Origin of the sequence: Scandinavium sp. (assembly GCF_051650185.1) — a bacterium.
Classification (GTDB): domain Bacteria; phylum Pseudomonadota; class Gammaproteobacteria; order Enterobacterales; family Enterobacteriaceae; genus Scandinavium.
Window position 1 is genome coordinate 1 of sequence record NZ_JBOFIN010000141.1, and the last position, 24,182, is coordinate 24,182.

The 24,182-nt window shown below is 55.8% G+C and carries 19 protein-coding genes and 1 riboswitch; of the genes, 9 read left to right on the plus strand and 10 right to left on the minus strand.

Annotated elements, in window-relative coordinates; translation table 11 throughout:
• Positions 1–173 precede the first annotated feature (173 nt).
• On the minus strand, positions 174–1,001 hold the full coding sequence (iclR, locus tag ACRCWW_RS19460; protein WP_438683854.1) for a glyoxylate bypass operon transcriptional repressor IclR: 828 nt from the start codon (positions 999–1,001) through the stop codon (positions 174–176).
• Positions 1,002–1,182: 181 nt separating this feature from the next.
• Between iclR and metH the strand changes: the two genes are divergently transcribed.
• The 3 genes from metH to rluF all read left to right on the plus strand — a co-directional run bounded on the left by metH (position 1,183) and on the right by rluF (position 7,697).
• Positions 1,183–4,866, plus strand: coding sequence for a methionine synthase (gene metH, locus ACRCWW_RS19465; protein WP_438683855.1), 3,684 nt, complete (start codon positions 1,183–1,185; stop codon positions 4,864–4,866).
• Between the two features lie 229 nt (positions 4,867–5,095).
• Entirely contained in the window at positions 5,096–6,727 is a 1,632-nt protein-coding gene (locus ACRCWW_RS19470; RefSeq protein ID WP_438683856.1) for a Na/Pi cotransporter family protein, read from the plus strand.
• A 76-nt stretch (positions 6,728–6,803) separates the two neighbouring features.
• The gene (gene rluF / locus ACRCWW_RS19475) at positions 6,804–7,697 is read left to right on the plus strand and encodes a 23S rRNA pseudouridine(2604) synthase RluF (RefSeq protein ID WP_438683857.1); all 894 of its coding nucleotides are present in this window, start codon (positions 6,804–6,806) and stop codon (positions 7,695–7,697) included.
• Between the two features lie 124 nt (positions 7,698–7,821).
• Here the strand turns inward: rluF and ACRCWW_RS19480 are convergent, their stop codons facing one another.
• From ACRCWW_RS19480 to ACRCWW_RS19505, 6 genes are all read right to left on the minus strand, one after another.
• The gene (locus ACRCWW_RS19480; protein ID WP_438683858.1) at positions 7,822–8,094 is read right to left on the minus strand and encodes a DUF3811 domain-containing protein; all 273 of its coding nucleotides are present in this window, start codon (positions 8,092–8,094) and stop codon (positions 7,822–7,824) included.
• Between the two features lie 46 nt (positions 8,095–8,140).
• Positions 8,141–8,422 carry an addiction module antidote protein gene (locus ACRCWW_RS19485; protein ID WP_438683859.1) on the minus strand — a complete coding sequence of 94 codons (282 nt, stop codon included), beginning with the start codon at positions 8,420–8,422 and terminating at the stop codon, positions 8,141–8,143.
• The gene (locus tag ACRCWW_RS19490; protein ID WP_438683860.1) at positions 8,415–8,732 is read right to left on the minus strand and encodes a type II toxin-antitoxin system RelE/ParE family toxin; all 318 of its coding nucleotides are present in this window, start codon (positions 8,730–8,732) and stop codon (positions 8,415–8,417) included. The genes ACRCWW_RS19485 and ACRCWW_RS19490 overlap by 8 nt, the downstream gene beginning before the upstream one ends.
• Before the next feature lie 149 nt (positions 8,733–8,881).
• A complete protein-coding gene (gene panS / locus ACRCWW_RS19495; protein WP_438683861.1) occupies positions 8,882–9,823 on the minus strand; it encodes a ketopantoate/pantoate/pantothenate transporter PanS in 942 nt (313 codons plus the stop codon).
• 92 nt (positions 9,824–9,915) lie between these two features.
• Positions 9,916–11,277 carry a lysine-sensitive aspartokinase 3 gene (lysC, locus tag ACRCWW_RS19500; protein WP_330986062.1) on the minus strand — a complete coding sequence of 454 codons (1,362 nt, stop codon included), beginning with the start codon at positions 11,275–11,277 and terminating at the stop codon, positions 9,916–9,918.
• A gap of 79 nt (positions 11,278–11,356) precedes the next feature.
• Positions 11,357–11,551: riboswitch (Lysine riboswitch) on the minus strand.
• A gap of 54 nt (positions 11,552–11,605) precedes the next feature.
• A complete protein-coding gene (locus ACRCWW_RS19505; protein WP_438683862.1) occupies positions 11,606–13,399 on the minus strand; it encodes a cation:proton antiporter in 1,794 nt (597 codons plus the stop codon).
• A gap of 199 nt (positions 13,400–13,598) precedes the next feature.
• Here ACRCWW_RS19505 and pgi point away from each other — a divergent pair, with 199 nt between their 5' ends.
• From pgi to psiE, 6 genes are all read left to right on the plus strand, one after another.
• The gene (gene pgi / locus ACRCWW_RS19510; RefSeq protein ID WP_438683863.1) at positions 13,599–15,245 is read left to right on the plus strand and encodes a glucose-6-phosphate isomerase; all 1,647 of its coding nucleotides are present in this window, start codon (positions 13,599–13,601) and stop codon (positions 15,243–15,245) included.
• A 425-nt stretch (positions 15,246–15,670) separates the two neighbouring features.
• The gene (gene yjbE / locus ACRCWW_RS19515) at positions 15,671–15,913 is read left to right on the plus strand and encodes an exopolysaccharide production protein YjbE (protein WP_438683864.1); all 243 of its coding nucleotides are present in this window, start codon (positions 15,671–15,673) and stop codon (positions 15,911–15,913) included.
• Positions 15,914–15,978: 65 nt separating this feature from the next.
• The gene (locus ACRCWW_RS19520; protein ID WP_438683865.1) at positions 15,979–16,617 is read left to right on the plus strand and encodes a YjbF family lipoprotein; all 639 of its coding nucleotides are present in this window, start codon (positions 15,979–15,981) and stop codon (positions 16,615–16,617) included.
• Positions 16,614–17,354: a capsule biosynthesis GfcC D2 domain-containing protein gene (locus tag ACRCWW_RS19525; protein ID WP_438683866.1), complete on the plus strand. Its 741-nt coding sequence runs from the start codon at positions 16,614–16,616 to the stop codon at positions 17,352–17,354. The genes ACRCWW_RS19520 and ACRCWW_RS19525 overlap by 4 nt, the downstream gene beginning before the upstream one ends.
• On the plus strand, positions 17,351–19,447 hold the full coding sequence (locus tag ACRCWW_RS19530; protein ID WP_438683867.1) for a YjbH domain-containing protein: 2,097 nt from the start codon (positions 17,351–17,353) through the stop codon (positions 19,445–19,447). Before ACRCWW_RS19525 ends, ACRCWW_RS19530 begins: the two co-directional genes overlap by 4 nt.
• 141 nt (positions 19,448–19,588) lie before the next feature.
• Positions 19,589–19,999 carry a phosphate-starvation-inducible protein PsiE gene (gene psiE / locus ACRCWW_RS19535; protein WP_438683868.1) on the plus strand — a complete coding sequence of 137 codons (411 nt, stop codon included), beginning with the start codon at positions 19,589–19,591 and terminating at the stop codon, positions 19,997–19,999.
• Positions 20,000–20,221: 222 nt separating this feature from the next.
• Here the strand turns inward: psiE and malG are convergent, their stop codons facing one another.
• The 3 genes from malG to malE all read right to left on the minus strand — a co-directional run bounded on the left by malG (position 20,222) and on the right by malE (position 23,996).
• Complete coding sequence (gene malG / locus ACRCWW_RS19540; RefSeq protein ID WP_404659002.1) at positions 20,222–21,112, minus strand: maltose ABC transporter permease MalG; 891 nt, start codon at positions 21,110–21,112, stop codon at positions 20,222–20,224.
• 14 nt (positions 21,113–21,126) lie between these two features.
• Positions 21,127–22,671 carry a maltose ABC transporter permease MalF gene (gene malF / locus ACRCWW_RS19545; protein ID WP_438683869.1) on the minus strand — a complete coding sequence of 515 codons (1,545 nt, stop codon included), beginning with the start codon at positions 22,669–22,671 and terminating at the stop codon, positions 21,127–21,129.
• 134 nt (positions 22,672–22,805) lie between these two features.
• On the minus strand, positions 22,806–23,996 hold the full coding sequence (gene malE / locus ACRCWW_RS19550) for a maltose/maltodextrin ABC transporter substrate-binding protein MalE (protein ID WP_438683870.1): 1,191 nt from the start codon (positions 23,994–23,996) through the stop codon (positions 22,806–22,808).
• Positions 23,997–24,182 lie beyond the last annotated feature (186 nt).

The following is a 24,182-nucleotide window of genomic DNA, read 5'->3' on the forward strand; positions in this document are numbered from 1 at the left end:
TGAAGTGTGGTGGTACAGCACGAAAGTGGGGGTTATCGACCTGAAGAAAAGGTCGATAACCATGGGTAAAGGATGTTAAATAGTGTTCACCATGTCCCCGAACACCTGTCTACCATGTCTCCGGACCGTACATGGGGAGAGGGTCGGGGTGAGGGCATCAGACCGCACAATCGTTAACGCGTCCCACCATAAGCCAGCGTCACTTCTTTCGCCGCTTTAATCACCAGTGCACCTAACTCCGTCACGCGGTCATCGGTCATGCGTGAAATCGGCCCGGAAATGGAGATCGCCGCAAAGGGCTCGCGGTGCTCATCGTAAATACACGCCGCCAGACAGCGCAGGCCCAGCGCGTGCTCTTCATCGTCAAACGAATAACCGCGTTTACGCGTCAGTGCCAAATCTTCTTTCAGATGCACTGGCGACACCAGCGTGGCGTGCGTATAAGCGTGCAGGCCTTTGCGATGCAGCAAGCCGCTGACCTGTTCGTCGTTCAGCTGGGACAGAAACGCTTTACCGGCCCCGGAGGCGTGCATGGGCAGCTTGCCGCCAATCGGCGCGGACATGCGCATCAGCTGGGTGCACTGAACCTGGTCGATGATAATCGCCTGATGATCGCTCTGGTCGAGCACCGCCAGGTTCACCGTCTCGCCGGAGTCTTCCATTAATTTGCGCAGGATCGGGTGGACGATTGCCAGCAGGTTGCGGCTTTGCAGGAAGCTGCTGCCGACAATGAAAGCATGTGCGCCCACCGTCCAGTGGCCCAAATCACCCACCTGGCGTACAAATCCCAGCTGCTGCATCGTCGTCAGCAGGCGATGTGTCGTCGAATTTGGCAGGCCAGCCTGCTGCGCCAGCTCGGTTAACGCGACATCACCGTGAGATTCGGCAATGAATTCAAGAAGTTTGAGGCCACGGGTTAAAGACTGAACCTGACCAACCGCCGGAGCGGCAGCAGCAGGGGCGGGTTTTCTGCCGCGTTTTGCGGGCGTGGTTGCAACCATGACGGCCTCCGTTTCTGTATCGTGGAAATCATTTTCGTTTTATCTGATTATAATGCAACCGCTTTCAGAACTGATCGGAGCAGTGGTCCTGAACATCTCTCATGTTCACGCTGGCTCTCTTTTCCGCACTGGATGAATATGCCACTATGGCCTGATGAGAAGAGCGTTGTCGGGAGTCCGTGTGAGCACCATCGTGAAGCAGTTACAACAACAATTAAAAGACAGAATCCTGGTTCTGGATGGCGGCATGGGCACCATGATCCAAAGCTATCGCCTGAACGAAGAAGATTACCGTGGTGAACGTTTTGCCCAGTGGTCCTGCGACCTGAAAGGCAACAACGACCTGCTGGTGCTGACCCAACCGGACATCATCGCCGCTATCCACAATGCCTATTTTGAGGCTGGTGCGGATATCGTCGAAACCAACACCTTCAACTCCACCACCATCGCGATGGCGGATTACGAGATGGAGTCACTGTCGGCGGAGATTAACTTCGAAGCCGCAAAACTGGCGCGCGCCTGCGCCGATGAGTGGACAGCCCGCACGCCAGACAAACCGCGCTATGTGGCCGGTGTGCTTGGCCCAACCAACCGTACCGCGTCGATTTCTCCTGATGTGAACGACCCGGCGTTTCGTAACGTCACGTTTGATCAGCTGGTTATTGCCTACCGTGAATCCACCAAAGCGCTGGTGGAAGGGGGCTCTGACCTGATTCTGATTGAAACCGTCTTCGATACCCTCAACGCCAAAGCGGCAATCTATGCGGTGAAAGAAGAATTTGAAGCCTTGGGCGTCGATTTGCCGATCATGATTTCCGGCACGATCACCGATGCGTCTGGCCGTACGCTCTCCGGGCAGACGACCGAAGCGTTCTATAACTCGCTTCGTCATGCGGACGCGCTCTCTTTCGGCCTTAACTGTGCGCTGGGGCCAGATGAACTGCGCCAGTATGTGCAGGAACTGTCTCGCATCGCCGATTGCTACGTCACCGCACACCCGAACGCCGGTCTGCCGAATGCGTTTGGTGAATACGATCTTGATGCCGATACCATGGCGCTGCAAATTCGCGAATGGGCGGAAGCCGGGTTCCTGAATATTGTTGGCGGCTGCTGCGGCACCACGCCAGAACACATTGCGGCAATGAGCCGTGCAGTGGCTGGCCTCGCCCCGCGCAAGCTGCCAGACATCCCGGTGGCTTGTCGTCTGGCGGGCCTTGAGCCGCTGAACATCGGCGACGATAGCCTGTTTGTGAACGTCGGCGAACGCACTAACGTAACCGGTTCTGCTAAGTTCAAGCGGCTGATTAAAGAAGAAAAATACAGCGAAGCGCTGGATGTCGCGCGCCAGCAGGTGGAAAGTGGCGCGCAGATCATCGACATCAACATGGATGAAGGGATGCTCGATGCCGAAGCGGCGATGGTGCGTTTCCTCAACCTGATTGCCGGTGAGCCGGATATCGCACGTGTGCCAATCATGATCGACTCCTCAAAATGGGACGTCATCGAAAAAGGCCTGAAGTGTATTCAGGGCAAAGGCATCGTGAACTCCATCTCGATGAAAGAAGGGGTGGAGGCGTTTGTCCATCACGCGAAAAAGGTGCGTCGTTACGGCGCAGCTGTGGTGGTGATGGCGTTTGATGAAGTCGGTCAGGCCGATACCCGCGCGCGTAAAATTGAAATCTGCCGTCGCGCCTATCAAATTCTGACGCAGGAAGTGGGCTTCCCGCCGGAAGACATCATCTTTGACCCGAATATCTTCGCTGTCGCAACCGGCATCGAAGAGCACAACAACTACGCGCAGGACTTCATCGGTGCGTGTGAAGACATCAAACGCGAACTGCCACACGCGCTGATTTCCGGCGGCGTGTCCAACGTGTCGTTCTCCTTCAGGGGTAACGATCCGGTGCGCGAGGCCATTCACGCCGTGTTCCTCTACTACGCCATCCGTAACGGCATGGACATGGGGATTGTGAACGCCGGGCAGTTGGCGATTTACGACGACTTGCCAGCCGAACTGCGCGACGCAGTGGAAGACGTGATCCTCAACCGCCGCGATGACAGCACCGAACGTCTGTTAGATCTGGCGGAAAAATACCGTGGCAGCAAAACCGATGAAGCGGCGAACACTCAGCAGGCCGAATGGCGCAGCTGGGAAGTGAAAAAGCGCCTCGAATATTCCCTGGTTAAAGGCATCACAGAGTTTATCGAGCAGGACACCGAAGAAGCCCGCCAGCAAGCCTCACGCCCGATTGAGGTGATTGAGGGCCCGCTGATGGACGGCATGAACGTGGTAGGCGACCTGTTTGGCGAAGGCAAAATGTTCCTGCCGCAGGTGGTGAAATCCGCGCGCGTGATGAAACAGGCCGTTGCGTATCTCGAACCGTTTATTGAGGCCAGCAAAGAGAAAGGCCAGACCAACGGCAAGATGGTGATCGCCACGGTGAAAGGCGACGTGCATGACATCGGCAAAAACATCGTCGGTGTGGTGCTGCAATGTAACAACTACGAGATTATCGATCTTGGCGTGATGGTGCCGACGGATAAAATCCTCAAAACCGCGCGTGAAGTGAATGCCGACCTGATTGGCCTGTCCGGGCTTATCACGCCGTCGCTGGATGAAATGGTCAACGTGGCGAAGGAGATGGAGCGTCAGGGCTTCACCATTCCGCTGCTGATTGGCGGGGCAACCACCTCCAAAGCGCATACGGCAGTGAAAATCGAGCAGAACTACAGCGGCCCGACGGTTTACGTGCAGAACGCCTCGCGCACGGTTGGCGTGGTGTCGGCGCTGCTTTCGGCAACGCAACGCGATGACTTTGTCGCCCGTACTCGCCAGGAATACGAAACCGTCCGTATCCAGCACGCGCGTAAAAAACCGCGCACGCCGCCGGTTTCCTTGCAGGCGGCGCGTGAAAACGATCTGGCTTTCGACTGGGAAAACTACACCCCGCCGGTTGCCCATCGCCTCGGCGTACAGGCGGTCAACGCCAGTATCGAAACGCTGCGTAACTACATCGACTGGACGCCGTTCTTTATGACGTGGTCGCTGGCGGGCAAATATCCACGCATCCTCGAAGATGAAGTGGTCGGAGAAGAGGCGAAACGCCTGTTTGCTGATGCGAACGAGATGCTCGATAAACTCAGCGCAGAGAAAACCCTGAATCCGCGTGGCGTGGTGGGCTTGTTCCCGGCCAACCGTGTGGGTGACGATATCGAGATTTATCGCGATGAGACTCGCACCCATGTGCTGACGGTCAGCCACCATCTGCGCCAGCAGACGGAAAAAGTCGGGTTTGCCAACTACTGCCTGTCTGACTTCGTGGCGCCAAAAACGTCCGGTAAAGCGGATTACATTGGTGCCTTTGCGGTAACGGGCGGCCTGGAAGAAGACGCCCTGGCGGAAGCTTTCGACGCGCAGCACGATGATTACAACAAAATCATGGTCAAAGCGGTGGCGGATCGTCTGGCAGAAGCGTTTGCCGAATACCTGCATGAGCGCGTGCGTAAGGTGTACTGGGGTTATGCCGCCAATGAAAACCTGAGCAACGAAGAGCTGATTCGTGAGAATTACCAGGGTATCCGTCCGGCACCGGGCTACCCGGCCTGCCCGGAGCATACCGAGAAAGCCACCATCTGGGAGCTGCTGGATACGGAAACGCACACGGGAATGAAGCTCACTGAATCCTACGCTATGTGGCCCGGTGCTTCTGTTTCAGGCTGGTACTTCAGCCATCCGGACAGCAAATATTACGCCGTGGCACAGATTCAGCGCGATCAGGTCGAGGACTACGCTCGTCGTAAAGGCATGAGCGTGGCGGAAGCCGAGCGCTGGCTGGCGCCGAACCTCGGCTATGACGCTGATTAATTCATCTTTTCTTACAACAAACAGGGCACCGTAACGGTGCCCTGTCTCTTTCTTAGGCTTAAACCCCTATACTGGTATAAGGATTATTTTTCTCCCTCTCCCTAACCCTCTCCCAAAGGGAGAGGGAACTGGACTGGTGCTGTGTATTCTCCCTCTCCCTGAGGGAGAGGGCCGGGGAGAGGGGGAACATCCAAAGGAAAACCTATAACGATAAGGAGAACGAAAATCCGTGCTGATACTGTTACACCTGCTTTCTGCCATCGCCCTGCTGGTGTGGGGCACCCATATCGTCCGTACCGGCGTCATGCGCGTTTATGGCGCACGTCTGCGTACCGTTCTGAGTCGTAGCGTCGAGAAGAAACCGCTCGCCTTCTGCGCGGGCATCGGCGTAACGGCGTTGGTACAAAGCAGCAACGCCACCACCATGCTGGTCACTTCGTTTGTGGCGCAGGATCTGGTCGCGCTCACGCCTGCGCTGGTGATTGTCTTAGGCGCCGACGTGGGTACCGCGCTGATGGCGCGAGTCCTGACGTTTGACCTCTCGTGGCTGTCGCCGCTGCTGATTTTTGTTGGCGTCATTTTCTTCCTCGGGCGCAAGCAAACCCGTGCAGGCCAGTTGGGGCGCGTGGGCATCGGCCTTGGGCTGATTTTACTGGCGCTGGAACTGATTGTTCAGGCCGTCCACCCGATTACCCAGGCCAATGGCGTGCAGGTGATTTTCGCCTCGCTGACGGGTGACATCATGCTGGATGCGCTGATTGGCGCGCTGTTCGCGGTGATCACCTATTCCAGCCTTGCCGCCGTGCTGCTGACGGCCACGTTAACGGCAACGGGCGTGATTTCCTTCCCTGTCGCGCTGTGTCTGGTGATTGGTGCCAACCTCGGTTCTGGCCTGCTGGCGATGCTCAACAACAGCGCTGCGAATGCCGCGGCGCGCCGTGTTGCGTTAGGAAGCCTGCTGTTCAAGCTGGTGGGGAGCCTGATTGTGCTGCCGTTCGTCCATATCCTGGCGGACAGCATGGCTAAACTGCCGGTGGCTAAAGCGGAACTGGTTATCTATTTCCACGTGTTCTACAACCTGATCCGCTGCCTGGCGATGGTGCCGTTTGTTGAGCCGATGGCGCGCTTCTGTAAGCGCATCATCCAGGAGGTGCCGGAACTGGATGCCCGCCTCAAACCAAAACATCTCGACCCGACTGCGCTCGATACGCCTACGCTTGCACTCGCCAATGCCGCACGTGAAACACTGCGCATTGGTGATGCCATGGAAACCATGATGGACGGCCTGCGCAAAGTGATGCACGGCGAACCGCGGGAAGAGAAAGAGCTGCGTAAAATCGCCGACGACGTGAACGTGCTGTATACCGCGATTAAGCTCTATCTGGCGCGAATGCCAAAAGATGAGCTGGCGGAAGAGGAGTCTCGTCGCTGGGCGGAGATCATCGAGATGTCGCTCAACCTCGAGCAGGCGTCCGATATCATTGAGCGCATGGGCAGTGAAATCGCCGATAAATCACTGGCCGCACGCCGGGCGTTTTCGGTGGAAGGGTTAAAAGAGCTGGATGGCCTGTTCGAGCAACTGCTCAGCAACCTGCAGCTGGCGATGTCGGTTTTCTTCTCCGGCGACGTCGACAGCGCTCGCCGCCTGCGCCGCAACAAGCATCGCTTCCGCATTATGAACCGTCGTTACTCGCATGCGCACGTCGACAGGCTGCATCAGCAGAACGTGCAGAGTATCGAAACCAGTTCGCTGCACCTCGGCTTGCTGGGGGATATGAAGCGTCTGAACTCCCTGTTCTGTGCGGTGGCCTACAGCGTGATGGAACAACCGGACGAAGACGACGATCGCGACGATTATTAACCCCTCCACATCAGGCCGATAGCTGTTTTCTAAGGCTGTCGGCCTTTGCTATAGTTCGCCTTCTACAGGAGAGACTATGCTGCCGAACTTATCAATTCGATTAAACAAATACATCAGCGAAAGCGGGATCTGCTCGCGTCGTGAGGCTGACCGCTACATTGAGCAGGGGAACGTGTTTATCAACGGTAAACGCGCGACCGTTGGCGACCAGGTGTCCGTGGGCGATGTGGTGAAAGTGAACGGTCAACTGATTGAACCGCGTCAGGAAGACGATCTGGTGTTAATTGCGTTGAATAAACCGGTCGGTATCGTCAGTACGACGGAAGCGGGCGAAAAAGACAATATTGTCGATTTCGTCAACCACAGCAGCCGCGTGTTTCCGATTGGTCGCCTCGACAAAGATTCCCAGGGGCTGATTTTCCTCACCAACCACGGCGACCTGGTGAACAAAATTCTGCGTGCCGGTAACGATCACGAGAAAGAATACCTGGTGACGGTGAATAAGCCCGTCACCGATGAATTCATCGTGGGAATGGGCAAGGGTGTGCCGATCCTCGGAACGGTGACGAAGAAATGTAAGGTGAAGAAGGAGGCCGCCTGCACCTTCCGTATTACCCTGGTGCAGGGCCTGAACCGCCAGATCCGCCGTATGTGTAAGCATTTCGGGTTTGAGGTGACCAAGCTGGAACGTGTGCGCATCATGAACGTCAGCCTGAAAGGATTGCCGCAGGGGGAATGGCGCGATCTGACGGACGACGAACTGGTAGAGCTGTTTAAGCTGATTGAGCACTCGTCTTCGCAAGCGGAGCACGAGAAAGTGAAACCCAGGGCCAAACCGAAAGCTGCCGCCACGCCGGCGAAAAAGCCTGCCAGCAGCGGTAGCGGTGGCAAAAACATGGCGAAAACGCCAGCTGAAATGGCGAACAGGAAGCGTTTTACCGCGCCAGGTCGGAAGAAGAAAGGGCGTTAAGTTTCTGAGAATCATGCCCGGCGGCACTGTATTTGCCGGGCCTACAACATCATGGTCCCGTGGGATTTTGTAGGCCTGATAAGCGTAGCGCCATCAGGCAATATGACGGTAAGTCTCGGTTAAATCATCTTCTGCCGCGCACATGCGTGCTGGCAGTCCACGAAAACGTTGCTTCCTTATCGGTTTTATAGGCCTGCTTTTTCTTCAACTGGCGGGCTTTCTTCGCTTCGGCTTCCCGTTCCGCCATCAGCTTGTCGATGTACTCTTTCTTCAGGTGATTATTTTCAGCGTTGGTCAGCGGGCGTCCGTGTGCGATGCGGGCGCGGTCGAGGAGGGTTTTCAGCTCGCGTTGCTCTTGCTCGGTCATGTCCTGCTGGGTCAGACGTGGAGTTGCCATGCTGTATACCTCTGGTAGATGGACCGTATGCTGCTTACGGAAGACCTTAAGTATTCTTTATTGCCAGTCCAAAGCCCAGCGCTTTCATCACTGCCAGCGTGGTTTTTAGCGTCGGATTGCCCTTATCGCTGAATGAGCGGTAAAGCTGCTCACGTGAAAGCCCGGTTTCGGCGGCAACTGCGCTCATGCCTTTTGCCCGGGCGACGATGCCCAGCGCCTGGGCGATGTAGTTGGCATCACCGGTTTCCAGGGCATCATTCATGAAAATGGCGATGCATTCATCATCAACCAGTGCAGCGGCAGGATCGTAGATGGTCAGTTTATTCATAAGGGAGAGCCTCGTTTGTTTCGTAAATTCTGGCCAGGTATTTTGCAGCGACGATATCACTGCTTTGGCGATTTTTTTCACCACCACAGAGCAGCAGGATAATGGCATCACTTCGTTGCTGAAAATAAATGCGATAACCAGGGCCAAAGTGAATGCGCAATTCGCTGAGACCATCACCTATGGGTTTCGCATCGCCTACCAATCCATTTGCCAGCCGCATAAGACGAGCGGCAATAAGCGCCTTTACCCGATGATCTTTTAGCTGATATTCCCACTTTTGAAACGCAGTGGTTTGTAGAATCGTTTTCACATCCGCTCTTTGTATTTTATAAACTACATAAAATAGTGCAAGGAATAACCGCGAGGATGAAGTACGGATCAGGACAGAAAAACCAGTAAAGTGCTATGTCTGAAAGCGGCTCGCAGAATCGGGCAACGAGCCGTTAATTGCAGGGAGATTCAGCTCTCTTTCGCGACAGCAACCTTCTGCTTCTCGACCGGCTTACCAGACCAGTAGCCCGCCAGCAGCGAGCCGGAAAGGTTATGCCATACCGAGAACAGCGCGCCAGGCAAGGCGGCGAGCGGCCCGAAGTAGATTTTCCCGAGCGCTGCGGCAAGGCCAGAGTTCTGCATCCCAACTTCAATCGCCAGCGTGCGACAGGTCGATTCGTCAAATCCGAACAGGCGTCCTCCCCAGTAGCCGCCGAGCAGGCCAATCGTGTTGTGCAGGATCACCGCGATAATCACCACGAAGCCCACGGAAGCGATGTGTGAGGCAGAACCTGCTACCACAGCGCTGATGATGGCCAGAATGCAGATCATCGAAAAAGCAGGCAGATATGGTTCGACGGCTTTCACCACACGTGGCAGCAAGTGATGCACAACCAGGCCTAACGCAATCGGGATCACCACAATTTGCAGAATGCTCAGCAGCATGCCCATCACGTCCACCTGAATGTGGGTGTCGACATACAGGCGTGTCAGCAATGGCGTAGCGATAACGCCCACCAGGGTGGAAACGGAGGAAATGGTCACGGAGAGCGCCACATCGCCTTTTGCCAGGAAGATCATCACATTGGACGCCGTCCCGCTGGCAACGCTGCCGACCAGCACCATCCCGGCAGACAACTCTGGCGGCATATGGAACAGCATCGCCAGCAGCCATGCGGCGAGCGGCATCACCAGATAGTGCAGAAATATCCCAGCCGCCACGGGCGCAGGGCGTGACAGCACGCGTTTGAAATCATCGAGCTTCAGGTGCACGCCCATGCCAAACATGATCAGCATCAGCAGCGTGGTCACCCACGGGCCGATCGGCGTGAAGGTCGTTGGCGTCTTGTAAGCGAGGACGGAGAGCAGCACGGCCCATAACGGGAACAGCCGCGTCAGCAGAGATAACATAGTGTTTTCCTTTAATGTGTTGTGTGTCTTATAGGTATAAAAAAGCCGGGTTCGAGCCCGGCCTTAGTTATTGTTTATCCTGCGAAGGATTTTTATTCAAACAAATTGTGATGAAGTTTTTGCACGACTTCTTCTGCCTCAGCGCCGGGCACCAGGAAGCAGAGGTTGTGGCTTGAAGCACCGTAGCAAATCATGCGGATGTTGAACGGTTCGAGCACGCCAAACACCTCTTTGCCCACGCCACAAGCTTTCGACAGGTCGTTACCAATCAGCGCAACCAGCGCCAGGTTCTCTTCCACTTCCACGCGGCAAAGCGCGGACAGCTCAATCAGCAAGGACTGCGTCAGCAGCATGTCGCTGGTGGCCGTTGAACCGGTGGTGTCCAGCGTCAGCGCGATGCTCACTTCTGAAGTGGTGATCAAATCGACGGAGATATTGTGGCGCGCCAGAATCCCGAAGACTTCCGCAAGGAACCCGCGGGAGTGCAGCATGTTCAGGCTGTGCAGCGTCAGCAGCGTTTGCTTGCGGCGTAATGCCAGCGCACGGAACAGCGGCGGGTTCTCGGTTTTATTACAAACCAGCGTGCCGCCCGCTTTTGGATCTTTGCTGGAACCCACAAACACCGGAATATCGCTGCGTACGGCTGGCAGCAGGGTCGCCGGATGCAGGACTTTCGCGCCGAAAGTCGCCATTTCAGCGGCTTCTTCAAAGGCGATTTCATCGATGCGTTTTGCCGCTGGCACGACGCGTGGATCGGTGGTGTAAATTCCCGGGACATCTGTCCAGATATCAACGCGCGTCGCATGGAGCGCTTCGCCCAACAGCGCTGCGGTGTAATCGCTGCCGCCACGGCCAAGGGTGGTGGTACGGCCTTTGGCTTCGCTGCCAATAAAGCCCTGAGTGATCACCAGACCTTCTGCCAGACGCGGGGCCATCTGCAATGTGGCCAGTTCTGACAACGCCGCGACGTCCGGCTCGGCGCGGCCAAAGCGGTCATTGGTGCGCATGATTTTACGGACATCAAACCACTGCGCCTGAACGTCGCGCTCACGCAGGATTTCAACAAACAGCAGGGTGGACATCAGCTCACCGTGGCTGACCAGTTCGTCAGTCAGGGCCGTCGACGTTGCCAGTGAAGCGGCTTCCGCCAGGGTGGTGATATTTTCCAGCAGGCGCTCAACTTCTTCACGAATCACGTTGGGATTGCGCAGACGTTCGAGAATGTCGAACTGGATTTTGCGCAGAGCATCGAGTTTCACGAACCGCTCGGTCGCTTCCAGGCCTTCGGCCAGAGCAACCAGCAAATTGGTGACGCCTGCAGAGGCAGAAAGCACAACCAGACGAACCGAAGGATCGGAGAGCACCACGTCGGCACTGCGGTTCATGGCGGTGTAGTCGGCGACGCTGGTTCCGCCAAATTTGGCTACAACGAGCGGGGAAACTGCATGTGTCATAACAACCTCGTGTCAGGGGATTACATTCTCAGCCATGGCACAAGGGAAGAGCGGGAGGGCAGACGTAGAGGGCTACAGTTCACCCAGAAGCGCTCCACCTTGCGAAGCGCCCGACTGTGGGTCACTTCCGGTGACAGCCCAGAGGATTCAGCCCCTGTAGCCGATAGTGAACACTGCCAGATGTTCCGCTATCTCGGCATCGCTCCCCCTAAAGTGTTGTCTGCGGACTGGCTCCTCAAACACTTCGCCTGGGCGATGCTCCTCTTCTGGCCTGCGCACGCGAGCGCGCAGGTAGGGGTTAATAAATAAAGGGTTCCGGGGGGTGTTGTCAACGATCCGATGATGGTGATTTTTCACTTTCCACAATGGCTACCAGCGTACAGGGCGACGGCGGGGTCATTGTGCTGTTCAGTGGGATAAGCGCGCCATCCTCTTTGCGGGCAAAGAGAGGCGTAGCGCCGGGGTTAACGTTGAGATAATCCATCCAGCCAAAGTTCTCATTCAGGCGTGTCACTTTGACGGCGGCCCCTTTGGCAATCAGGCTACTGAGCCGCGCCCATGTCATCTCTGAATCAAACAACTGTTCATGGCGTGTTTCTTTTTCACTGCGGCCTTTGGTCGCCGGGCCGGTTCGAATCGAAAACACCCGGTTTTCCCCGAAGATATGCCGGAAGTGCAGGGCAGAAAGAGCATTTTGATGACGGTTTGGCGACAGGGCGATCACCTGGCGAGTATCACTCAGATTGAGGTAGTTTTCTGCATGTTCAGACCAGACGTTGCCGTAATAGGTCGGCAGGCCTTCCATACGGGCAAGGCGATAATATTCCCAGCTGTTGTCGCTGAGCTGCACCGGAATATCGAGCTTTTTCAACGCCTGGGCTAATGTTCTTGCCACCGTATTGGCCCCTACAATCAGCACGCCACGCGGCTTACGCTGCTGAACGCCGAGCCAGCGTGCCAGCTGGCTGCTGGTGAGGCTTTGCAGGACGACGGTGCCGATGATTATCGCAAACACCACCGTCACTATTTGGTCGGCTCCGTCGTAGCCATTTTTTTGCAATGTCAGGGCGAACAGCGAGCTGACGGCGGCGGCCACAATGCCGCGCGGCGCGATCCAGCACAGCAGAAGTTTTTCGCGCCAGCGTAATGCTGAACGCCAGGTTGAGGCGAGGATGCAGAGCGGGCGGGCAACAAACTGCACCACCAAAAGCAGCACCAGCAGGGGCCAGCCCATCGACCACAAAGCCTGAATATCCAGCCGTGCTGCCAGAATGATAAACAAGGCTGAGAGTAAAATCGCCGACAGCTCTTCTTTAAACTCGACGATATCGGCGGTTTCCACTTCCCGCATGTTGGCAAGCCAGATGCCCAGCACGGTCACCGCCAACAGGCCAGACTCATCCGCCAGCGTGTTGGAAAGCCCAAATGTCAGCAGAACGATGGCGAGCACCGCGAAGTTTTGCAGATAAACGGGTATCCAGCCGCGCTTGAGGGCATTGCCTAAAAACAGGCCAAACACGGCGCCTGTAGCGAGGCCGACCACCAACGTTTGCGCCAGCATGATAAGCAGATGCAGCCACGTACCGCTTTGTTCCTGCAACGTAATAAACTCAAACACCAGCAGGGTGAATATGGCACCCACGGGGTCGATAACAATTCCTTCCCAGCGCAGCACCTGGTTGATGGCGGCTGTTGGGCGCACAACGCGCATGAGCGGAGCAATCACGGTGGGGCCAGTGACCACGGTGACTGCGCCAATCAGGGCGGAAATTTGCGGTGTCAGGCCTAAAATTCCCCAGCAGGCCAGCGAGATAACCGCGAAGGTTATCAACATGCCGACGATCACCAGATTACGCACTACGCCGCCAAGCCCGCGAATCTCATCAAAGCGCAGCGTTAGCGCTCCTTCAAACAGGATGATGGCGACCGCCAGCGAGACCAGCGGGAAAAGCAGCGAGCCAAACAGCAAGTCTGGCTGAAGAATATGCAACGCAGGGCCAATCAGCACGCCAATGAGCAGCAGCGGCAGGATGGCGGGCAGGCGAAGCCGCCAGGCCAGCCATTGGGCCAGCAGCGAAGCGATAGCGATGATGACCAGCAGAAAAGGGACCGGCAATTCCATTCTTTTTCTTTCTTCCTCAGAAACGTGGGCATCGGTGATTTGCCCATTCGTGTAGTGCTCTGAGTATAAGCAGCGCTGGCGCAGACAGCGTAACGCGGAAAGGTGAGAAAACACCTAATGACACAAAAATCATCACAAAAACCGCCGCAGGCGCTACAATCGACCGAAGTCACAATTCTCAAATCAGAAGAGTATTGCTATGAAAAACATCAATCCAACGCAGACCTCTGCCTGGCAGGCATTACAGAAACACTACGATGAAATGAAGGACGTGTCGATCGCCGACCTGTTCGCGAAAGACGGCGATCGTTTCGCGAAGTTTTCCGCGACGTTTGACGATTTTATGCTGGTGGACTTCTCCAAAAACCGCATCACCGAAGAGACGCTGAACAAGCTGCAGGCGCTGGCGAAAGAGACAGACCTGGCGGGCGCCATCAAGTCCATGTTCTCTGGTGAGAAGATCAACCGCACTGAAGATCGCGCGGTTCTGCACGTTGCCCTGCGCAACCGTAGCAATACCCCGATTATTGTTGACGGCAAAGACGTGATGCCGGAAGTGAATGCGGTTCTGGAGAAGATGAAGCATTTCTCCGAAGCGATCATCTCCGGAAGCTGGAAAGGCTATACCGGCAAAGCCATCACTGACGTGGTGAACATCGGTATCGGCGGTTCCGACCTCGGGCCTTTCATGGTGACCGAAGCGCTGCGTCCGTACAAAAACCACCTCAATATGCACTTTGTCTCTAACGTCGATGGTACCCACATCGCCGAAGTGCTGAAAACCGTTAACCCGGAAACGACGCTGTTCCTGGTGGCGTCCAAAACCTTCACTACACAGGAAACCATGACCAACGCCCACAGCGCGCGTGACTGGTTCCTGAAAACCGCCAGTGACGAGAAGCATGTTGCGAAGCACTTCGCAGCGCTCTCTACCAACGGTAAAGCGGTGGGCGAGTTCGGCATTGATACCGCCAACATGTTCGAGTTCTGGGACTGGGTCGGCGGTCGTTACTCTCTGTGGTCTGCGATTGGCCTGTCGATCATTCTGTCTGTTGGTTTCGACAACTTTGTTGAGCTGCTCTCCGGCGCGCACGCGATGGACAAGCACTTCTCCACGACCGCGCCAGAGAAAAACCTGCCCGTGCTGCTGGCGCTGATTGGTATCTGGTACAACAACTTCTTCGGCGCAGAAACCGAAGCTATCCTGCCGTACGACCAGTACATGCACCGCTTTGCGGCCTACTTCCAGCAGGGCAACATGGAATCCAACGGCAAATACGTTGACCGTAACGGCAACGCGGTGGATTACCAGACTGGCCCAATCATCTGGGGTGAGCCTGGCACCAACGGTCAGCACGCGTTCTATCAGCTGATTCACCAGGGGACCAAAATGGTGCCTTGTGATTTCATTGCGCCTGCCACCACCCACAACCCGCTGTCCGATCACCATCCGAAGCTGCTGTCTAACTTCTTTGCGCAGACTGAAGCGCTGGCGTTCGGTAAATCACGCGAAGTGGTTGAGCAGGAGTACCGTGACCTGGGTAAAGATCCGGCCACGCTGGAAAACGTGGTGCCGTTCAAAGTGTTCGAAGGCAACCGTCCAACCAACTCCATCCTGCTGCGCGAAATCACACCGTTCAGCCTGGGAGCGTTGATTGCGCTGTATGAGCACAAAATCTTCACTCAGGGCGCGATCCTCAACATCTTCACCTTCGACCAGTGGGGCGTTGAGCTGGGTAAACAGCTGGCAAACCGCATTCTGCCAGAGCTGGGTGATGACAAAGACGTCAGCAGCCACGACAGCTCTACCAACGGTCTGATCAACCGTTATAAAGCCTGGAAGTAAAATCGTTGCCTGGCGGCACTACTGCTTGCCAGGCCTGCCAGAGCGTGTAGGCCCGGTTAGCGTCAGCGCCACCAGGCTATTTTCTGCCGCTTGCTCTCTCTCGCATTCACTCTATTTATTACCCTTTAAAACTACGTGGAATAATGCCTTTCAGTACTGATAAGGTTAATCCTAAAAAACGGTGTGACAACGCAGCCATATTTTTTTATTTAGGATTTACCTCAGGTAGGGTTATTTGTATTACTATGATTTAAAAGCATTTAGTTATTTAATTAAATTATTGAAAAGCCATTTCTTCTCATTGTCCGAAAACCCCCTTGCTTATTTCCTGAGCCCTAATTCGCCCGCTTTACTTGTGTATACTCGATGACGCCTGAATTTCTCAGGTGATTCTCCATTCATTCAACCAATGAAGGGAAATAGCAATGAAAAAAGTACTGTGTGGCATTTTTGCCATTTCCGCGCTTGCGGCGGCTTCAGCTTATGCCGATCCGGTGGAAACCGGTGAGGCGGCAGGGTCGGCGGCGACGTCGGTCTCTGCGGGCAGTTCCGCCGCAACCAGCGCCAGCGCCGTAAGTTCGGCCGTGGGGGTCGCACTGGCGGCGACCGGTGGTGGTGATGGCTCCAATACCGGAACCACGACCACAACAACCACAAGTACCCGCTAAGTCTTACGGGTCATTAATCCTAACCACACTTCGGTGTGGTTATTTTGCCCCTTCGGAGAAGAGTCGTGCAGCGACCCATTATTATTCTGCTTTGCCTGCTGCTTCAGGCCTGTTCTGCCAGCACGGAAGGGCTGGGCAAATCTTTATGGCACAGTCTTTTTGGCACCCCGGGCGTGCAGTTAACCGCCGATGATATCCAGAACATGCCTTACGCCAGCCAATACATGCAGCTCAATAACGGCCCGCAGCTTTTTGTGGTGCTCGCGTTTTCTGAAAATGGTCAGCAGAAATGGGTGACGCAGGATCAGGCGACCGTCGTCACCCAGCATGCCCGCATCGTGAAAACGCTGCTGGGGGGTGACAACCTGCTGAGCGTCAGCAATATCGACAACGATCCGCTGGCGAAACCCAATCACATCGTCGATGGCGCAAGCTGGGCCCGCACGATGGGCTGGACCGAACACAAGCAAGTGCGTTACGCCACCGCTCATTCCCGGTTCCACTGGGACGGCACGGACACGCTAAAACTGGCGAACGACACGACCGCAGTTCGCGTGTTGGTGGAGGAAGTCAGTACCGATCAGGCGAACTGGGAAAACCGGTTCTGGGTCGACAGCGACGGTCAGATTCGTCAATCCGAACAGTACCTTGGGGCAGGGTTCTTCCCGGTCAAAATGACTCTGATTAAGGCGGCAAAGCAATGAAATCACACCTCTTTGCTGCGGTGATGGCGCTCTTTGTTGCGCCTCTGGCTCTGGCGGCGGGCACGGTTGATGTTTATATCGATGGCGCAAAAGAACCTAAAACCCTGACGGACGCTGCGCATCTGGCGGATTTAGTCGCCCAACCGAGGCTCGCGAAAAGCTGGTGGCCCGGTGCCGTCATTGCTGAAAAGCAGGCCAGTGCTGTAGCTCAACAGCAGAAGCAAACCCTGATGGCGGAGCTGGCGGCGTTAGCGGCAGACGAAAGTGGCGATGAAGCTGCGGCCATTGCCTCGCTGCGCCAGCAGCTTCAGGCGGTTAGCGTGACGGGTCGACAGTTTGTGAGCCTTGACCCGGATCGCGTTCGCCTTGGGCGGCGCGCCAACCCGCCTCTCGAAGGGCATTACAGCCTGTGGGTTGGACAGCAGCCGAGCACCGTCCATATTTTTGGCCTGGTCAGCGGCCCTGGAAAAGTGGCGTTCACGCCGGGTAAAGATGTGGCGAGCTACCTCGATGCCATGAGCAACCTTCCCGGTGCCGACCGCAGCTACGCCTGGGTGATTTACCCGGATGGCCGCCGTGAAAAAGCGCCGGTGGCCTGGTGGAACAAACGCCATATTGAGCCGATGCCAGGCAGCATAATTTTTGTCGGTTTCGCCGACTCACTTTGGACGAAGAAGTACGACGACCTGAACGCTGAGCTTCTTCGCGCCCTTGCACAGCGGATCCCGGAACAATGAAAAAAAGCCATCTCTTCAGCCTGCTGGCGCTAAGCATCAGTGCGGCCTGTCATGCAGAAACGTATCCTGCGCCGATTGGCCCTTCGCAGTCTGATTTCGGCGGCGTCGGCCTGTTGCAAACGCCCACGGCACGCATGGCACGTGAAGGGGAGCTGAGCCTCAACTATCGCGATAACGATCAGTACCGCTACTACTCCGCCTCCGTGCAGCTGTTCCCCTGGCTGGAAACCACGCTGCGCTATACCGACGTGCGTACAAAACAGTACAGCAGCGTCGAGTCGTTTTCCGGCGATCAGACCTACAAAGACAAAGCGTTCGACCTGAAACTGCGCCTGTGGGAAGAGAGTTACTGGCTGCCGCAGGTGTCGGTTGGCGCGCGTGATATCGGCGGGACAGGTTTGTTTGATGCCGAGTATGTGGTGGCGAACAAAGCCTGGGGCCCGTTTGATTTCAGCCTCGGCCTTGGCTGGGGCTATCTCGGCACCAGCGGCAACGTCAAAAACCCGTTCTGTCGCTATGACGACAAATTCTGTTACCGCAACAACAGCTATCGCCAGGCCGGATCGATGGACAGCAGCCAGATGTTCCATGGCCCGGCGTCAATTTTCGGTGGGGTCGAATATCAAACCCCCTGGCAGCCGCTGCGCCTGAAGCTGGAGTATGAAGGCAACGATTACAGCGAAGACTTTGCCGGAAAGCTTGAACAGAAGAGCAAGTTTAACGTCGGCGCCATTTACCGCGTGGCTGACTGGGCCGACGTAAACCTGAGCTACGAGCGCGGCAATACCTTCATGTTTGGCTTCACGGTGCGCACCAACTTCAACGATCTGCGCCCGTCCTACAATGATAACGCCCGTCCGAAATACCAGCCGGAGCCGCAGGACGCCATTCTGCAACACTCCGTGGTGGCGAATCAGCTGACCTTGTTGAAGTACAACGCAGGCTTTGCCGACCCGAAAATTCAGGTCAAAGGTGACACGCTGTATGTCACGGGTGAGCAGGTGAAATACCGCGACTCCCGCGAAGGCATTGAGCGCGCGAACCGTATTATCGCCAACGATTTACCAGACGGCGTACGCACCATTCGCATCACGGAAAACCGTCTTAATATGCCGCAGGTGACCACCGAAACGGACGTGGCGAGCCTTCAGCACCATCTGGAGGGTGAACCGCTGGGGCATGAAACGCAGCTGGTGCAAAAACGCGAAGCCCCTGTGGTGCCGGATAAAACGGAGCAGGGCTGGTACATCGACAAATCGTCGTTTGATTTCCATATCGACCCGGTGCTGAGCCAGTCCATTGGCGGGCCAGAAAGCTTCTACATGTACCAGCTTGGCGTCATGGCGACCGCCGACTGGTGGGTGACCGACCACCTGCTGACCACCGGCAGCCTGTTTGGCAACATCGCCAATAACTACGACAAGTTTAACTACACCAACCCGCCGAACGATTCGACGCTGCCGCGCGTGCGTACTCACGTGCGCGATTACGTCGAAAACGATGTCTACGTGAACAACCTTCAGGCTAACTATCTCCAGTATCTGGGCAACGATTTTTATGGGCAGGTGTACGGCGGTTATCTCGAAACCATGTACGGCGGCGTCGGTGCGGAAGTGCTGTGGCGTCCTGTCGACAGCAACTGGGCGTTTGGTGTGGATGCCAACTACGTGAAACAGCGTGACTGGCGCAGCTCGATGGACATGATGAAGTTCACCGATTACAGCGCCAAAGTGGGCAATCTGGCGGCTTACTGGACGCCACCGTTTGCTCAGGATGTGCTGATTAAAGCCAGCGTCGGCCAGTATCTGGCGGGCGATAAAGGCGGCACGCTGGAGGTGTCGAAACACTTCGACAGCGGCGTGGTGGTGGGCGCTTATGCGACGATCACCAACGTTTCGGCGCAGGAATATGGCGAAGGTGATTTCACCAAAGGGGTGTATGTGTCGGTGCCGCTGGATCTGTTCTCATCCGGCCCAACTCGCAGCCGAGCGGCGATTGGCTGGACGCCGCTGACTCGCGACGGCGGCCAGCAGCTTGGGCGCAAGTTCCAGCTGTATGATATGACCAGCGATCGGAGTGTGAATTTCCGCTGATCTGTTTGAGTCAACCCTCACCCCTATGGGGAGAGGGCTAGGGTTAGGGGAACGGTTTGCACAAAAGATAAACAAAAAATGTAGATCTCCGTCACAATTTTGCGTTATACAGGAGGCTCGCCACTGCGAAGGAGGTGCTGTATGACGTCGCTGACCCGTCCACGCGTTGAATTTATCTCCACCGTTTTGCAAACCGTGCTCAATCTGGGTTTGCTTAGCCTTGGCCTGATCCTGGTGGTTTTCCTGGGCAAAGAAACCGTCCATCTGGCCGATGTCCTGTTTGCTCCGGAACAGACCAGCAAATACGAGCTGGTGGAAGGGCTGGTGGTCTACTTCCTCTATTTCGAATTTATCGCCCTGATTGTGAAGTACTTTCAGTCCGGCTTTCACTTCCCGCTACGCTACTTTGTCTATATCGGCATCACCGCTATCGTGCGGCTGATCATCGTCGATCATAAATCCCCTCTGGATGTGCTGATCTATTCAGCGGCGATCCTGCTGCTGGTGATCACGCTGTGGCTGTGTAACTCCAAACGTCTGAAGCGGGAATAAAAAAAAGGGCGCTCCGAAGAGCGCCAAACAACAGTCACAAGTTAGGGTCAAACATGAGGATAACGTGGCATTACAGTGGCATTGCCCGTCATATTTCGGGCTATGGCGGCGTTGGTTTCCCTCCCTCACCCCAGTCACTTACTCAAGTAAGCTCCTGGGGATTCGCTCAGTCACCGCCTTGCCCTAACCCGAAATCTATAGGGCAGGTATAACGATGAAAACTTACCCTTTCACCCCGCCGGCGGTGAGGCCGTTAACCAGCCAGCGCTGAGCCAGCAGGAACACAACGGTGATAGGAATGGCGGAGAGCACAGCCGCAGCGGCAAAGTCGCCCCACAGGTAGTTTTGCGGGTTGAGATATTGCTGCATGCCGACCGCCAGGGTGTAGCTGTTCACATCACGCAGCAGCAGTGATGCGACCGGAACTTCGGTGATCGCGGCGATAAACGACAGAATAAAGACCACCGCCAGAATCGGCACGGAAAGCGGTAGCAGCACCAGACGGAAGGCCTGCCATGGGGTTGCACCGTCCAGCGCAGCCGCTTCTTCCAGCGAACCATCGATGGTTTCGAAGTAGCCCTTAATCGTCCAGACGTGCAGCGCGATGCCGCCCATGTAGGCGAAGATAACGCCGCCGTGAGTATTCAGACCAATAAACGGCACGTACTGGCCGAGACGATCGAACAAGGCATACAACGCCACCAGCGAGAGCACGGCCGGGAACATCTGGAAAATCAGCATGCTTTTCAGCAGCGTGGCTTTACCCGGGAATTTCATACGGGCGAAAGCGTAAGCACAGGTGGTGGACAGCGCCACAATCCCTATCGCCGTGATGCCCGCGATTTTGATGGAGTTCCACAGCCACAACAGCACCGGGAACGGTGGCGGCGTGACGCGGCCATCGGCGTGCTCCACGCTGAAGCCAAGGGCCAGCTTCCAGTGCTCCCAGGAAATCTGATCCGGGATAAGGCTACCGGTCGCGAAGTTCCCTTCACGCAGCGAGATAGCGATAACCATCAGCAGCGGGAACATGATTGCCGCGATAAACATCAGCAGTAACAGGTGCGTGATAAAGAGGCGCAGCTTCTGGGATTTCGGTTGTACCATTGCCATGTTTGATGCCCTCCTTAGTCAAATTTCATGCGTGTGGCTTTCAGGTTGATAATCGCCAGTGCGCCTACCAACAGGAAGATCAGCGTGGCAATCGCCGCCGCCAGGCCGAAGTCCTGACCGCCGCCGCCTTCAAAGGCGATGCGGTAGGTGTAGCTCACCAGTAAGTCGGTGTAGCCCGCAGGCGTGGTGGTGCCCAGACGGTCTGGCCCACCGTTGGTCAACAGCTGAATCAGAACGAAGTTGTTAAAGTTAAAGGCAAAGCTGGCGATCATCAGCGGGGTCAGCGGTTTGATCAGCAACGGCAGCGTAATCCTGAAGAAGTTCTGGAACGGGCCTGCGCCGTCCATCGCCGAGGCTTCGTACAAATCGTCCGGAATCGCTTTCAGCAGCCCCATGCAGAGGATCATCATGTACGGATAGCCGAGCCAGGTGTTGACGATGATGATCATCGAACGTGCCGTGGTCGGGTCGCTGAACCACGCCGGCTTGATGCCAAACAGTGCGCTCAGCATCATGTTGATCTCACCAAAGCTCTGGTTGAACAACCCTTTGAAAATCAGAATCGAGATGAACGACGGTACGGCGTAGGGCAAGATCAGCAGCACGCGGTAAATCGCTTTGCCTTTCAGGGATTCCCACTGAACGACGCACGCTAACACCATGCCGACCGCGACGGTCAGCAGCACGGTGAGTACAGAGAAGACCACCGTCCAGACGAAGATAGCAAAGAACGGTTTCTGAATACCTTCATCGGTGAAGACGCGAGTGAAGTTATCCCAGCCGATACTGACGGTGTAGCCCGGGCTGAGTTTATCGTCGCCCCAGTTGCCATCCGCATTCACCGACTGCCAGAACCCGATTTGATTGTTTGGACGGTATTTTACGCCGCTTTGGTTGTTGGTCAGCTCGCCGTTTTCCCCGGCGGCATACAGCGGACGCGTGCCCGAGAACTGACGCAGGGAGCTCATGATGACTTTGCTCTCATCCGGCAGAATGGCGGTCAGCTGGTTCAGCGCCTGGCGATTTTGGGTGATAACGCGCAGGTTGCCGCGCTCGCCGTCTGGCAGAACATCGGCTTCTTTCAGTGTGATTTTTTGCTCGCCGCCCAGTTTGAAAGCGTCGGAGACATAATTTTTGCCGCTGTCGCCATCGGTCAGCGCCAGCTTCCACTCATCGCCTGCCGGATATAACCCGAAGTTATAGGCTTTGCCTGCCTGATAAGAACGATCCATCAGCACCTGCTGAGCGCGTTCCTGAGTCAGCTGGTTGGTGCTGCTGTAGTTGGTGAAGGCGATAGCAATGGTGCAGATGAGCGGGAACAGCACGAACAAGCCCATCCCGGCCATGCCAGGATAGACGTAGCGCCACGCGTAGGCTTTACGATTGGCGAAAATATAGAGGCCAACTGAGCTTAAAATCAGCGTCATGATGGCAAACAGGTACTCCCCCTGGGCGTACATCAAAACAACAAGGTAGCCAACCAGCAGGCCCAGCAGTCCGATCACGGACCACTTCAGCATATCGCTCTGCCACCAGTGACTCTTTTTAACGGCATCCATGGGGTTCTTCCTCTACAGCTCATTATTCGAAACTACCCTCACCCTAACCCTCTCCCTAAAGGGGAGAGGGGACAGACCGAGTGTTGTTTTCCCCCTCGCCCCTTTGGGGAGAGGGCCGGGGTGAGGGGAAATGCTTACTTAGTAATACGACCCTGAGCATCCTTCAGCGCAGCATCAACCGTCTGACGACCGCTGGCAGCGTTGATCACAGCGGTGCGCGTTGCATACCAGAACGCCGCCATTTGCGGGATGTTAGGCATGATTTCGCCGGTTTTGGCGTTCGCCATGGTGGCGGCGATGCGTGGATCTTTTTCCAGTTGCTCCTGGTAAGTTTTCAGCGCCACGGCACCCAGCGGTTTGTCCTTGTTCACTTCCGCCAGACCGTCGTTGGTCAGCAGGTAGTTTTCAAGGAACTCTTTCGCCAGCTCTTTGTTCGGGCTGGCGGCGTTGATGCCTGCGCTCAGCACGCCGACGAACGGTTTAGACGCTTTGCCTTTGAAGGTTGGCAACTGGGTCACGCCGTAGTTGATTTTGCTCTTGTCGATGTTCGACCACGCCCAGGGACCGTTGATGGTCATCGCGGTTTCGCCTTTGTTGAAAGCGGCTTCGGCGATGGAGTAATCGGTATCGGCATTCATGTGTTTGTTTTTAATCAGGTCAACCAGGAAGGTCAGGCCCGCTTTCGCGCCAGCGTTGTCCACGCCCACGTCTTTCACGTCGTATTTGCCGTTTTCAAACCTGAACGCGTAACCGCCATCGGCAGCAATCAGCGGCCAGGTGAAGTACGGTTCTTGCAGGTTGAACATCAGCGCAGATTTGCCTTTCGCCTTCAGCGCTTTATCCAGAACCGGGATCTCTTCCCAGGTTTTCGGCGGGTTAGGCACCAGGTCTTTGTTATAGATGAGCGACAGGGCTTCAACGGCGATTGGGTAAGCAATCAGTTTGCCGTTGTAGCGAACCGCATCCCAGGTGAACGGATAGAGTTTGTCCTGGAACGCTTTATCAGGAGTGACTTCAGCCAGCAGGCCAGACTGAGCGTAGCCACCAAAGCGGTCGTGCGCCCAGAAGATAATGTCCGGGCCATCACCGGTTGCGGCAACCTGCGGGTATTTTTCTTCCAGTTTATCCGGGTGCTCAACGGTGACTTTAATGCCGGTGTCTTTCTCAAATTTCTTACCGACTTCTGCGAGGCCGTTATAGCCTTTGTCGCCGTTGATCCAGATAACCAGCTTGCCTTCTTCAATCTTGGCGAAGGCAGAGGCGGAAAACATCATCGTGGTCAGTGCCGACAGCGCGAGGATGCGTGCGCCAGTTTTGATTTTCATATATCCCGTCCTTTTTGGTGATGTGCTCGTGGATACGCCTGGTGGCTTTTACTCGGTTGAGTTTCCTTTCTTAGCAACCTCTTTCCATCCTCCCCGACCCTACGCCCCACCCCCGGTTTGTGTGATCTCTGTTACATAAAATTAAGTTATGAGTCCTGGCGCACACAAAATGACGCTGATTTTTGC

Bases quoted from the DNA above. Each gene is read 5' to 3' on its own strand.
- iclR (WP_438683854.1), bottom strand. From the start codon at position 1,001: ATGGTTGCAACCACGCCCGCAAAACGCGGCAGAAAACCCGCCCCTGCT.
- malE (WP_438683870.1), bottom strand. From the start codon at position 23,996: ATGAAAATCAAAACTGGCGCACGCATCCTCGCGCTGTCGGCACTGACC.
- malF (WP_438683869.1), bottom strand. From the start codon at position 22,671: ATGGATGCCGTTAAAAAGAGTCACTGGTGGCAGAGCGATATGCTGAAG.
- rluF (WP_438683857.1), top strand. From the start codon at position 6,804: ATGCTGCCGAACTTATCAATTCGATTAAACAAATACATCAGCGAAAGC.
- malG (WP_404659002.1), bottom strand. From the start codon at position 21,112: ATGGCAATGGTACAACCGAAATCCCAGAAGCTGCGCCTCTTTATCACG.
- pgi (WP_438683863.1), top strand. From the start codon at position 13,599: ATGAAAAACATCAATCCAACGCAGACCTCTGCCTGGCAGGCATTACAG.
- ACRCWW_RS19480 (WP_438683858.1), bottom strand. From the start codon at position 8,094: ATGGCAACTCCACGTCTGACCCAGCAGGACATGACCGAGCAAGAGCAA.
- yjbE (WP_438683864.1), top strand. From the start codon at position 15,671: ATGAAAAAAGTACTGTGTGGCATTTTTGCCATTTCCGCGCTTGCGGCG.
- panS (WP_438683861.1), bottom strand. From the start codon at position 9,823: ATGTTATCTCTGCTGACGCGGCTGTTCCCGTTATGGGCCGTGCTGCTC.
- ACRCWW_RS19525 (WP_438683866.1), top strand. From the start codon at position 16,614: ATGAAATCACACCTCTTTGCTGCGGTGATGGCGCTCTTTGTTGCGCCT.
- ACRCWW_RS19530 (WP_438683867.1), top strand. From the start codon at position 17,351: ATGAAAAAAAGCCATCTCTTCAGCCTGCTGGCGCTAAGCATCAGTGCG.
- ACRCWW_RS19505 (WP_438683862.1), bottom strand. From the start codon at position 13,399: ATGGAATTGCCGGTCCCTTTTCTGCTGGTCATCATCGCTATCGCTTCG.
- psiE (WP_438683868.1), top strand. From the start codon at position 19,589: ATGACGTCGCTGACCCGTCCACGCGTTGAATTTATCTCCACCGTTTTG.
- lysC (WP_330986062.1), bottom strand. From the start codon at position 11,277: ATGACACATGCAGTTTCCCCGCTCGTTGTAGCCAAATTTGGCGGAACC.
- ACRCWW_RS19485 (WP_438683859.1), bottom strand. From the start codon at position 8,422: ATGAATAAACTGACCATCTACGATCCTGCCGCTGCACTGGTTGATGAT.